Origin of the sequence: Pseudomonas sp. LH1G9, from assembly GCF_002949975.1 — a bacterium.
Classification (GTDB): Bacteria; Pseudomonadota; Gammaproteobacteria; order Pseudomonadales; family Pseudomonadaceae; genus Aquipseudomonas; species Aquipseudomonas veronii.
In genome coordinates, this window is the sequence record NZ_CP026880.1 from 4,213,790 (window position 1) to 4,225,236 (window position 11,447).

An 11,447-nucleotide genomic window follows, 5' to 3' on the forward strand; every position below is an offset into this window, starting at 1 on the left:
TTTCTACCTCAGTTTCAGGGTGGCAAGACCGACCAGCACGAGAATCACGGTGATGATCCAGAATCGGACGATCACACGCGGCTCAGGCCAGCCCTTGAGTTCAAAGTGGTGGTGGATCGGCGCCATGCGGAACACGCGGCGCCCGGTCAATTTGAAGGAAGCCACCTGGATGACCACCGACAGGGTTTCCATCACGAACACACCGCCCATGATGAACAGCACGATTTCCTGGCGAACGATCACCGCGATGGTGCCCAGGGCCGCGCCCAGCGCCAGTGCGCCGACATCGCCCATGAACACTTGCGCGGGATAGGTGTTGAACCACAGGAAGCCCAGCCCGGCACCGATCAGCGCGCCGCAGAACACGATCAGTTCACCGGCGCCCGGCACATACGGGATCAGCAGGTATTCAGCGAATTTCACGTTACCCGACAGGTAGCAGAAGATGCCCAATGCGCCGCCCACCATCACCGTCGGCATGATCGCCAGGCCGTCGAGGCCGTCGGTCAGGTTCACCGCGTTGCTGGAGCCGACGATGACGAAGTAGGTCAGCACCACGAAGCCGATGCCCAGCGGAATGCTCGCATCCTTGAGCATCGGGATGATCAAGGTGGTCTCGACCGCGCTTGGAGCCGTCATGTAGAGGAAGATCGCGGCGGCCAGGCCGAACACCGACTGCCAGAAATACTTCCAGCGGCTTGGCAGCCCCTTGGAGTTTTTCTCGATCACTTTGCGATAGTCATCGACCCAGCCGATGGCGCCGAACAACAAGGTCACCAGCAGCACCACCCAGACGTAGCGGTTGTACAGGTCGGCCCAGAGCAAGGTGCTGATGCCGATGGACGACAGAATCAGCGCGCCGCCCATGGTCGGGGTGCCGGATTTGGACAGGTGCGACTGCGGGCCGTCATTGCGAACCGATTGACCAATTTGCAGGCTCTGCAGGGTGCGGATCATCCACGGCCCCAGGAACAGCGACAGAGACAGCGCAGTCAGCACGCCCAGAATCCCGCGCAGGGTCAGGTACTGGAAGACCGCGAAGCCTTTGTGGAACTGTTGCAGATACTCAGCCAGCAGCAGCAGCATTAATGTTTCTCCGTACTTGAGCCACACAAGGCCACGACGACGTTTTCCATCACCGCGCTGCGCGATCCCTTGATCAAAATGGTTGTGTGTTTGTCTTGTTCGCCCGCACGCAGCGCCTGGATCAACTCGGCCTGGGTGGCGAAATGCCGCGCACCGGGGCCGAAGGCATTGACGGCATGAGCCATGTTCGGGCCGACGGCGTAGAGCGCGTCGACTTTGCCGCTGGCGTAAGCGCCGACTTCCCGATGGGACTGTTCGGCCCAATCGCCCAGTTCGGCGATATCACCCAGCACCAGCACCTTGCGCCCGTCGAAACCCTTGAGCAGGTCGATGGCGGCGCAGACCGAGGACTGGTTGGCGTTGTAAGTGTCATCGATCACGCGCATGCCATTGCTGGCCAATTGCGCGACGGTACGGCCCTTGACCGGTTGCACCGCGCCCAGGCCGGTGGCGATGCCAAACAGCGACACGCCCAGGGCGTAAGCCGCAGCCGCGGCCGCCAAGGCGTTGGCGACGTTATGGTTGCCCAGCAGGTTCAACTGCACATGCTGCTCACCTTGCGGCGAATGCAAGGTAAAGGACGGGCAACCACGGGCGTCGACCGCGATGTTCGACGCGTGGAAATCGGCCGCTGCATTCAGCACGGCGAACGTCAGCACCTTGCGACCGGCGGCGCGTACACGCCAGGTCTCGAAGGCATTGTCGTCAAGATTCAACACAGCTATGCCCGAGGCATCGAGGCCTTCGAGGATTTCGCCCTTGGCTTCGACGATTTTTTCCGGGCCGCCGAACTCGCCGACGTGGGCGGTCCCGGCGTTGTTGATAATTGCCACGTGAGGCTTGGTCAGCGCCACGGTGTAGGCAATTTCGCCAATACGCGAAGCGCCCAGCTCGATCACGGCCGCCGTGTGTTCCGGGGCCAGTTCGAGCAGGGTCAGCGGTGCGCCGAAATCGTTGTTCAGGTTGCCACGGGTGGCCAGCACCGGCCCGCGCGTGCGCAGGACACCGGCGAGCAGTTCCTTGACCGTGGTCTTGCCGCTGGAGCCGGTGATCGCGGCCACCGGCTTGGTGAACGCCGCACGGTTCAGCGCACCCAGTTGGCCCAAGGCCAGGCGCGTGTCGGCCACCAGCAATTGCGGCAGGGTGGAGTCCGCCACTTCGCGTTGCACCAGGGCACCGACCGCGCCTTTGGCGGCGACCTCATTCAGGTAGTCATGGCCGTCGAAACGCGGACCGGCCAGGGCAACAAACAGTTGGCCCGGATTGATCGCACGGCTATCGATACTGACGCCATTGAAACTGCAATCACCCGACAGCATGCGCGCCGAGAGGGCCTGGGTCAGCTCGCTGAATTTCATCGCTTTAAGCATGGGCGACCTCCCAGGCGGTCAAGGCATGATCGGCCTCGACCAGATCGGAGAAAGCGTGGCGTTCGCCGTTGATTTCCTGGTAGTCCTCGTGACCTTTACCAGCCAGTACCACGACATCGTCGACGCTGGCGCTGGCGATCAATTGGGCAATGGCCGCGCCGCGACCGGCAATGAAACTGGCTTTGGATGGGTCTTTGAAGCCGACGCGGATGTCGTCGAAAATCTGGCTCGGGTCTTCGCTGCGCGGGTTGTCGTCGGTGACGAGCACGCCATCGGCCAGACGCTCGACAATCTCGGCCATCAATGGACGCTTGCCGCGATCGCGATCACCGCCACAGCCGAACAGGCACAGCAACTTGCCCTTGGCGTGTGGGCGCAGGGCCAGCAGGACTTTTTCCAGTGCGTCCGGGGTGTGGGCGTAATCGACCACCACCAGCGGCTGCGAACCGCCGCCCAGACGTTGCATGCGACCGGCCGGGCCTTCCAGCTTCGGCAGCACACGCAGGATTTCATCGAGCGCGTAATCCAGGCCGAGTAGCGCACCGATCGCCGCGAGGACGTTGCTCAGGTTGAAACGACCCAGCAAGGTGCTGCGCAAATGGTGCTCGCCCTGCGGCGTCACCAACGTGGCGCGCACGCCCTCGTCATTGAATTGGGCTTCGCGGCAATACAGATAGGCGCGGGAGTCTTCCAGGCTGTAGCTGATCAGGCGCGCTTCGCTGTCTTGGGCAGCCAGCTCGCGGCCGAACGCGTCATCCAGGTTCACCACGCGGCACTTCAGGTCGTTCCAGGCAAACAGCTTGGCCTTCTCGGCGGCGTAGGCTTGCATGGTGCCGTGGTAGTCCAGGTGATCGCGGGACAGGTTGGTCATCACCGCCACATCGAAAGCCAGCGCAGCAACGCGGCCCTGGTGCAAACCGTGGGACGACACTTCCATGGCAACCGCCTTGGCACCGGCCTTTTTCAGGTCGGCCAGGGTCGCTTGCACGGCGATCGGGTTCGGCGTGGTGTGCAGGCCGCTTTGCAGCGCGCCATAGAAACCGGTGCCCAGGGTGCCGACGATGCCGCAGTGCTGGCCCAACAGGTCAAGCGCCTGGGCGACCAGTTGGGTCACGCTGGTCTTGCCGTTGGTGCCGGTCACGCCAATCAGGTTCAGATGGCGGCTCGGATCGCCGTAGAAACGCCCGGCGATGTCCGACAGTTGCGCGGCCAGGCCTTTGACCGGAATCAACGGCACGTCGGTGATCGGCAGCACGGTGGCACCGTCCACTTCATACGCCACGGCGGCGGCACCGCGTTGCAGGGCATCGGCGATGTGCGCGCGGCCATCGTATTTGCCGCCAGGCACCGCCAGGAACAGGTCCCCGGCGCGTACATTACGACTGTCCAGTGTCAGCTCGCGGATCAGCAGATCGCGACCGGCATGGGCAAAAATCTTGTTCAGGCTAAGAGACATCAGCCGCGCCCTCCATTGGCTTTTACCGCGGCGGCCGGTGGTCCGGCGTTCGCTTGTTGGGTCGGCGGCAGGTTGTCCGGCGTGATGTTCATCAGGCGCAGGGTGCCGGACATCACTTTGCTGAACACCGGCGCCGACACCAGGCCACCGAAGTAGCCCGCTTTACTCGGTTCATCGATCACGACGACGATGGCGTAGCGCGGGTCGCTCATCGGGCCGAAACCGGCGAACAGCGAGCGATAGGAGTTCTCGGCATAGCCTTTGGTGCCGACCGAGGTCTTACGCGCAGTACCCGACTTGCCGGCCACGTGATACGCCGGCACCTGGGCGCGGAATACGCCGCGCGGTGCTTCGATCACTTGTTGCAGCATGCCTTGCATGGTCTTGGCGACGCTTTCCGGGATCACCTGGGTCGCTTTCGGCGCTTCGTCGACGTGGATCAGGCTCAAAGGAACCATCCGACCGTTATTGGCCAATACAGAGAAAGCGTGGGCCAGCTGGATCGCGGTAACCGACAGGCCATAGCCGTAGGACAGCGTGGCGGTCTCGGCTTTTTTCCAGTCGCGGTAGTTCGGCAGGTTGCCCACGCGCTCACCCGGGAAGTCCAGGCCGGTGGGTTGGCCCAGGCCGATCTTTTGCGCCAGGTGGTAGATGGTTTCGCCGCCGATATCGAAGGCGACCTTACTCATGCCCACGTTACTGGAGTTGATCAGGATACCTGTCAGATCCAACACCGGGCCTTCGGTACGCGACACGTCACGAATGGTGTATTTGCCCAACTGCAGGGTGCCGGGGTAGACCTCGACCTTGTCGCTGGGCTTCCAGCGCCCGGTTTCCAGGGCGGCACTCATGGAGATGGCTTTCATGGTCGAACCCGGCTCGAACACGTCGATCATCGCGCGGTTGCGCATCATCGCCGGTTGCAGGTTGCGACGGTTGTTCGGGTTGTAGGTCGGCTGGTTGACCATGGCGAGGATCTCGCCGGTCTTCACGTCCATGATCACCAGGCTGCCGGCCTTCGCGCCGTTCTCGATGATCGCGTTACGCAGCTCGCGGTTGGCCAGGTATTGCAGGCGCAGGTCAATCGACAACGCCAAGGGCTTGCCGGCCTTGGCGTTTTTGGTGACTTGGACGTCTTTGATCAGTCTGCCGCGCCGATCCTTGATGACCTGTCGCTTGCCGGGCACGCCGGCCAGCCATTCATCGTAGGCCAGCTCAACCCCTTCGCGACCATGGTCGTCGATGTCGGTAAAGCCAACCATGTGCGCGGTGGTTTCACCAGCCGGGTAGAAACGGCGGAATTCCTCGATGCCGTAGACACCGGGGACCTTGAGGTCGAGCACTTGCTGGCCCTGTTCGGGGGTGAGGCCGCGAACCAGGTAGATGAATTCTTTATTGGCCTGGGCTTCCAGGCGCTCGGCCAGGGCTTTCGGGTCCTGACCCAACGCGGCAGCCAGTTGTGGCCACCTGTCCTTGGCCACCTGCAATTCCTTGGCGTTGGCCCACAGCGTGGTCACCGGCGTACTGACGGCCAGGGGCTCGCCGTTACGGTCGGTGATCAGGCCGCGGTGTGCAGGAATCGGAATATGTCGCAGGCTACGGGCATCGCCCTGGCCGATCAGGAAGTCGCGGTCGACCACCTGCAGGTCGATGATCCGCCAGGTGATGGCGCCGACCATCAAGGCCAGCAAGCCAAGCATCAGGCGGAAGCGCCACGGGTAAAGTGCGCCTTCGAGTTTCATCATGGCGCCACCATTCGAACTTCGGCCGCGCCAGGGATGTGCATCTTCAGCTGTTCGGTGGCCAGTATTTCGATGCGGCTGTGGGCGGTCCAGGTGCTTTGCTCGAGGATCAACCGGCCCCACTCCGCCTGCGCTTTATCACGCACACTCAATTCGCCGTACAGGGTATTGAGCAGTTGGCGGTTGTAATGGGCGCTGTAGGACACCGCAATCGCGGACACCAGCACGCCGATAAACAGCAACAACATAAAGAAGCTGCCGCCCGGGAGGGGCTTGGCGAAGAGCCTGCTCACCGCAACTTCTCCGCGACGCGCATGACGGCGCTACGGGAGCGTGGGTTGGCCTTGAGTTCAGCTTCGGAAGCGAACTGCGCCTTGCCATGGATTTTGATTTTCGGCACGAAGGCTTCGAAACGCACCGGCAGGTTGCGTGGCAGGTTGTCGGATTCACCCTTGACCAGGCGACGCATGAACAGTTTGACGATGCGGTCTTCCAGGGAGTGGAAGCTGATCACCACCAGGCGCCCGCCCACTTCCAAGGCTTCCAGCGCGGCTTCGAGGCCGGCTTCCAGATCGCCCAATTCATTGTTGACGTGAATACGCAGGCCCTGGAACGCACGGGTCGCCGGGTTCTTGCCCTTTTCCCAGGCAGGGTTGGCGACTTTCAGCACTTCAGCCAGATCGGCGGTGCGCTCGAACGGCTGGATTTCGCGGCGCTCGACCACGGCGCGCGCCATGCGGCCGGCGAAGCGTTCTTCACCGTATTCCTTGAACACACGGGCGATTTCTTCCACCGGCGCGGTGGCGATGAACTGGGCGGCACTGACACCACGGGTGGGGTCCATACGCATATCCAGCGGGCCGTCGTTCATGAAACTGAAACCGCGCTCCGGGTCATCGAGCTGCGGCGAGGACACGCCCAGGTCGAGCAAAACCCCGGCCACCTTGCCTGCCATGCCGCGCTCGGCGACTTCGGCACCCAGCTCGGCAAAGCTGCGTTGTACAACGACAAAGCGGCCGTCTTCGGCCGCTAGCGCTTGCCCGGTGGCAATCGCCTGGGGGTCTTTGTCGAACCCGAGGAGTTTACCGTCGGGCCCGAGCTGGCTGAGTATCAACCGGCTGTGCCCGCCCCTGCCGAAGGTACCATCCAGATAGCAGCCATCCGCGCGTACGGCGAGAGCCTCAACGGCTTCGTCAAGCAGTACGGTGATGTGGTTAAAGCCGCTATCAATAGTCACAAGATCAAATCACGCAGTTCATCAGGCATGGCGCCCGGTTGTTGAATAGCAGCCAGGTCAGCTGCAGAAACAGCATCCCAGGCATCTTCGTCCCACAATTGGAACTTGTTCAGTTGGCCCACCAGCATTGCGCGCTTGTCGAGCTTGGCGTACTCGCGCAGACGCGGGGGCACCAGGAAACGACCACTGCCATCGAGTTCGAGGTCGACGGCATTACCGATCAGCAAACGCTGCAGACGGCGGTTTTCTTCACGCAATGAAGGCAAGGCACGCAGTTTGGTTTCAATCAACTCCCACTCATCGAGGGGGTAAACGCATAAACAAGGGTCAACGGCATCGATCGTGATGATTAACTGCCCGGAACTTCGCGAAATCAGCTCGTCACGATACCGGCTCGGCATAGCGAGACGGCCTTTTGCATCGAGACTGATAGCGTTAGCTCCGCGAAACACAGATGCGTTTCTCCAAATTTTAGCGCTTTACGTTCAAAAAACCCACTTTGTGCCACTTTCCGCCACTTGCGCACACTATAGGAATGCGCCCACCACACCGTCAAGGCGCGGATTCAAGGAAAAGCCTTACAGAACGGAGATTTAGGAGCGCAAGAGGAGGAGAAATCAGAGTTCAGCGGTATTTTTGGCTCAATAAGAACAAATAGCTCAAAGAGCTATGCTTCAAAGTTAAAGTAATTTATTAAGAGTAAGATTTTTTTGGTATTACCAAGATGCATCTGCCAATGATTTGGCAGGGAGGGATTCTTGCGTTACTACCGGGTTTCTGCACGAGATTCGGACAGAAGGAAAAAAGGTGGAGAGTCGATCTATAAGCCGGGTTCTGTCTTGAACAGTCATTCGTCTACGATGGCCATCACTGGACATCTTTAGCAACCTACCCGGTCCCAGCGCGGGCCACGCCTTGGGACCCTATTTGGTCTTGCTCCAAGTGGGGTTTACCTAGCCACGAACTGTTGCCAGACGTGCGGTGCGCTCTTACCGCACCTTTTCACCCTTACCGGCACCGAAGTGCTTAGGCGGTTATTTTCTGTGGCACTTTCCGTAGGCTCACGCCTCCCAGGCATTACCTGGCACTTCGCCCTATGGAGCCCGGACTTTCCTCCCCCCCCTAATTTTCATAGAGGGCAGCGACTGTCCAATCGACTCTCCGCCGCGCAGGTTAACGGCACGACGGAGTTAGGACAAGTATTAAAAGTGCAGCAATGCCATCACGTTCAGACGGAATACCGGTTTAACCCCGGAACTATTCGGCTTTCTGTTTATCCAGCGCGGCCTGATACAACACATTTTTGCGCACCCCGGTGATTTCCGCCGCCAGCGCCGCCGCTCGCTTAAGGGGCATTTCCTTGAGCAGCAGATCCAAGACGCGCATGGCTTCGCCACCGACGGCGTCTTCATTTTCCGGCGCTGTCCAACCCGCCACCAGCACCACGCACTCGCCACGCTGCTGATTGCTGTCACCTTCGACAAACGCGCGCAGTTCTTCCAGCGGCAGCCCCTTGAGCGTCTCGAAGGTCTTGGTCAACTCGCGGGCCAGCAGCGCCAGGCGCTCGCCACCGAACACCAGCTCCATGTCCTGCAGGCATTCGAGGATACGATGCGGGGCTTCATAGAAGATCAGCGTGCGCGGTTCTTCCTTAAGCGCCTGAAGACGTGCGCGACGCCCCACCGCCTTGGCCGGCAGGAAACCCTCGAAGATGAAACGATCCGATGGCAACCCCGCGGCGGATAACGCCGCAATCAACGCGCATGCGCCCGGAACCGGCACAACATTGATACCCGCGGCACGCGCCTGACGGACCAGGTGGTAACCGGGATCGGAAATCAGCGGGGTACCGGCATCGGAAATCAGCGCCACATCGTCACCGGCCAGCAGGCGCGTGATAAAACGGCTGCCTTCTTCGCGCTCGTTATGTTCGTGGCAGGCCGCCAATGGCGTACTGATGCCGAAATGCTGCATCAAGCGCTGGGAGTGCCGAGTGTCTTCCGCAGCGATCAATTTAACGTCGCGCAACACTTTAAGCGCCCGGGCGCTGATGTCGTCCAGGTTGCCAATGGGCGTCGCCACGACAAAAAGCGAGCCTGCTGTGGAATTCAAAGGACCTGGAGCAGTCAAAACGCACACCTCAATGGTTGGCAAAAGCCACATTGTAGCGCGTCGACGCCGCGGAAATATGCCATCGAGATGGATGCCGTTTCAGCCGTCGGTCGGCCCTAGCCACCCAAACGCAACATTTACACCACCTAAATTGACGGTTTCACGCCAGTAACATCGCGCCTGGGCCAGTGCTTGGGTACAATTCCACGCTAATTTGATCGGTATCAGGAACACTTACATGATCCCTTGCCTGCGGCTGCTCTCCGCCCTCTGCCTCGCTGCCTTGCTGGGCGCCTGTGCCAGCTCGCCCTCGTCCCGCCTTGGCGACCTGCCACGGACCCCGGATGCCAGTATCGAGCAACTGCTCGAACAGGCGACTACCGCCAACACGCCCGAAAAAGCTGCGTTACTGCGCCTGAGTGCGGCCGACATGGCCTACCACCAGAACAACGCTGGCCGCTCGTCGCAGATTCTTGCGCAGGTGCCGCTGGATGCTCTCAAGCCCGCCGCGCAGGTGTTCGCCAACACCCTGGCCGCCGAACTGGCCATGACGCGCAACCAGCCCAAGGCCGCGCTGGCGGCGTTGAACCACCCCAGCCTGCAGAACCTGAAGGAGCTGCCGGCCGAACAGCAGGTCCGCACCGGCACCGTACATGCACGCGCCTATGAAGCCGACGGCCAGACCCTGGCCGCCGCTCGCGAGCGCGTGACCATGGCGCCACTGCTGACCGGCGACGCCGCCAAGAGCAACCATGAAGCCATCTGGGCGCTGATTGCCGCGCTGCCGGCCGAACAACTGCAAGCCAGCGGCAACCCGACGCTCGACGGCTGGATCACCCTGGCCCAGGCGGTCAAGGGCGCCGGCACGCTGGAGCAACAGCAAGCCGCCATTGACACCTGGCGTGCGCAGAACCCCGGCCATCCGGCCGCCGTGCAACTGCCGACGCCGTTGACCAAACTCAAGGAACTGGCGAGCCAGCCGCTGAACAAGATCGCCCTGCTGCTGCCGCAGGAGGGTCCACTGGCCAACGTGGCCAAGGCCCTGCGCGAAGGCTTCATGGCCGCGCATTACCAGGCTGAACAAGCCGGGCAGAAGCCGCCGGTCATCGAGTTCTATGACAGCTCGCGCCTGACCTCCCTCGACGACTTCTACGCCAAGGCCAAGGCTGCCGGCGTGCAATTGGTCGTCGGGCCGCTGGAAAAGCCGCTGGTCAAACAGCTCAGCGCACGCCCGCAATTGCCGATTACCACCCTGGCGTTGAACTACAGCGAGACCGATCAAAACCCAGCGCAGTTGTTCCAGTTCGGCCTGGCGGCTGAAGACGAAGCTCGCGAAGTCTCGCGCCGCGCCCGTGCCGACGGCCTGCACCGCGCCGCTGCGATGGTGCCCCGTGGCGAATGGGGTGAGCGTGTCTACAAGGCCTTCCGCCAGGACTGGGAAGCCAACGGCGGCACCGTTGTCGGCGTCGAGTACGTCGACCAGCCGGTCGCCCTCGCCCAGCAGATTGCCGATCTGTTCCAACTGCGTAAAAGTGAAGGCCGTGCCAAGAGCCTGCAAAGCGCCGTCGGCACCGACGTCGCCGCACAACCTTCGCGTCGCCAGGATATCGAGTTCATCTTCCTGGCCGTCACCCCGCAACTGGCCCAGCAGATCAAGCCGACCCTGAACTTCCAGTACGCCGGCGACGTGCCGGTGTATGCGACGTCTCACGTGTTCAGCGCCAGCGGCGACAAGAACCAGTACCTGGACATGACCAACGTGATGTTCTGCGAAACCCCCTGGCTGCTCAACACTACCGACCCGCTGCGCAACCAGGTCGCTGCACAATGGCCGCAAGCCAATGGCAGCCTTGGCCGCCTGTACGCGATGGGCGTCGATGCCTACCGCCTGGCGCCACGCGTGGGCCAACTCAAGGCATTGCCGGATACGCGCATTGACGGCCTCTCGGGCAACCTGGGCATCAGCGCCCACCAGCGCGTTGACCGCCAGATGCCGTGGGCGAAGTTCGTCGGCGGCGAAGTCCAACGTCTGCCCGATACCCCACGCTGATGCCCGAACGGTCCAGCGCACAAAGCGGCAAGGATGCCGAACTTCAAGCGCTTGAGTACCTTCGACAACAGGGTCTGCGCCTTCTGGCGCAGAACTGGTTGTGTAAACGCGGCGAGCTTGATCTGGTCATGCTTGACGGCGATACAGTAGTATTCGTCGAAGTCCGCTACAGAAAACACGCACAATGGGGTGGCGCGCTCGCCAGTATCGACGGGCGCAAGCGTCAGAAGCTGATACTCGCCGCGCAGTTTTTCCTGCTCAAGGAGCATCGCTGGGCTGACTCCCCCTGCCGTTTCGATGTGGTTGCCATTGAAAGCACACCGTCTGGCAAAGCTGATTTGAACTGGCTCAAAGATGCCTTCGACAGCTGATTCGCCGGACATCTTCACCACAC

The 11,447-nt window shown here is 61.5% G+C and carries 10 protein-coding genes and 1 other RNA gene; 2 read left to right on the forward strand and 9 right to left on the reverse strand.

Annotated features, from left to right (window positions below; genetic code table 11):
- Positions 1-3: 3 nt before the first annotated feature.
- The 9 genes from mraY to rsmI all read right to left on the reverse strand — a co-directional run bounded on the left by mraY (position 4) and on the right by rsmI (position 9,054).
- Positions 4-1,086 carry a phospho-N-acetylmuramoyl-pentapeptide-transferase gene (gene mraY, locus C5F70_RS19470; RefSeq protein ID WP_017845930.1) on the reverse strand — a complete coding sequence of 361 codons (1,083 nt, stop codon included), beginning with the start codon at positions 1,084-1,086 and terminating at the stop codon, positions 4-6.
- Positions 1,086-2,456 carry a UDP-N-acetylmuramoyl-tripeptide--D-alanyl-D-alanine ligase gene (murF, locus tag C5F70_RS19475; RefSeq protein WP_104903895.1) on the reverse strand — a complete coding sequence of 457 codons (1,371 nt, stop codon included), beginning with the start codon at positions 2,454-2,456 and terminating at the stop codon, positions 1,086-1,088. Before murF ends, mraY begins: the two co-directional genes overlap by 1 nt.
- On the reverse strand, positions 2,449-3,912 hold the full coding sequence (locus C5F70_RS19480) for a UDP-N-acetylmuramoyl-L-alanyl-D-glutamate--2,6-diaminopimelate ligase (protein WP_017845932.1): 1,464 nt from the start codon (positions 3,910-3,912) through the stop codon (positions 2,449-2,451). The genes murF and C5F70_RS19480 overlap by 8 nt, the downstream gene beginning before the upstream one ends.
- Positions 3,912-5,654, reverse strand: a complete 1,743-nt coding sequence (locus C5F70_RS19485) for a penicillin-binding protein 2 (protein WP_017845933.1) — start codon at positions 5,652-5,654, stop codon at positions 3,912-3,914. The genes C5F70_RS19480 and C5F70_RS19485 overlap by 1 nt, the downstream gene beginning before the upstream one ends.
- A complete protein-coding gene (gene ftsL, locus C5F70_RS19490; RefSeq protein ID WP_017845934.1) occupies positions 5,654-5,947 on the reverse strand; it encodes a cell division protein FtsL in 294 nt (97 codons plus the stop codon). Before ftsL ends, C5F70_RS19485 begins: the two co-directional genes overlap by 1 nt.
- Positions 5,944-6,891 carry a 16S rRNA (cytosine(1402)-N(4))-methyltransferase RsmH gene (gene rsmH, locus C5F70_RS19495; RefSeq protein ID WP_010213048.1) on the reverse strand — a complete coding sequence of 316 codons (948 nt, stop codon included), beginning with the start codon at positions 6,889-6,891 and terminating at the stop codon, positions 5,944-5,946. Before rsmH ends, ftsL begins: the two co-directional genes overlap by 4 nt.
- Complete coding sequence (gene mraZ / locus C5F70_RS19500) at positions 6,888-7,343, reverse strand: division/cell wall cluster transcriptional repressor MraZ (protein ID WP_003171868.1); 456 nt, start codon at positions 7,341-7,343, stop codon at positions 6,888-6,890. Before mraZ ends, rsmH begins: the two co-directional genes overlap by 4 nt.
- Before the next feature lie 355 nt (positions 7,344-7,698).
- Positions 7,699-8,052, reverse strand: an RNA gene (gene rnpB, locus C5F70_RS19505) — RNase P RNA component class A.
- A 96-nt stretch (positions 8,053-8,148) separates the two neighbouring features.
- A complete protein-coding gene (gene rsmI / locus C5F70_RS19510; protein ID WP_162231502.1) occupies positions 8,149-9,054 on the reverse strand; it encodes a 16S rRNA (cytidine(1402)-2'-O)-methyltransferase in 906 nt (301 codons plus the stop codon).
- Positions 9,055-9,241: 187 nt separating this feature from the next.
- Here rsmI and C5F70_RS19515 point away from each other — a divergent pair, with 187 nt between their 5' ends.
- Both C5F70_RS19515 and C5F70_RS19520 read left to right on the forward strand, forming a co-directional pair.
- Positions 9,242-11,053, forward strand: coding sequence for a penicillin-binding protein activator (locus C5F70_RS19515; protein WP_046484605.1), 1,812 nt, complete (start codon positions 9,242-9,244; stop codon positions 11,051-11,053).
- Entirely contained in the window at positions 11,053-11,424 is a 372-nt protein-coding gene (locus C5F70_RS19520; RefSeq protein WP_017845938.1) for a YraN family protein, read from the forward strand. The genes C5F70_RS19515 and C5F70_RS19520 overlap by 1 nt, the downstream gene beginning before the upstream one ends.
- Positions 11,425-11,447: the final 23 nt, after the last annotated feature.